Consider the following 426-nt stretch of genomic DNA (forward strand, 5'->3'; position numbering starts at 1 on the left):
TCTTTGGAAAAGCTACAGAGATAGCTTCTTTCATTCCAGATAATCCATCTGCACAAAGAATTAAAATATCTTTAACTCCTCTATTTTTTAAGTTATTAAATACTCCTAGCCAATATTTACTACTTTCATTTTCCCCAATTTCAATAGTTAAAACATCTTTTTTACCTTCTTCATTAATGCCAAGAATTATATATGCAGCTTTTTTCTTGATTATTCCATTATCTCTCACTGAAAAATGAATTGCATCAACAAATACAATTGGATAAATGCTAGAAAGCGGTCTTTGTTGCCATTCTTCAATTTTAGGAAGTAATTTATCAGTAATATTAGAAACTAGTCCTTCACTTACTTCAAAGCCATAAATATCTTCAACTTGCTCAGAAATTTGGCGCGTAGTCATTCCTTTAGCATACATAGAAATTATCT

1 protein-coding gene is annotated in these 426 nt (G+C 29.8%); it reads right to left on the reverse strand.

Annotated elements, in window-relative coordinates; all coding sequences use genetic code 11:
- A partial coding sequence (locus I6E31_12490) for a transposase (protein ID MCF2640775.1) occupies nt 1-426 on the reverse strand: 426 nt, incomplete at both ends.

Source organism: Fusobacterium varium (assembly GCA_021531615.1).
Lineage (GTDB): Bacteria > Fusobacteriota > Fusobacteriia > Fusobacteriales > Fusobacteriaceae > Fusobacterium_A > Fusobacterium_A varium_C.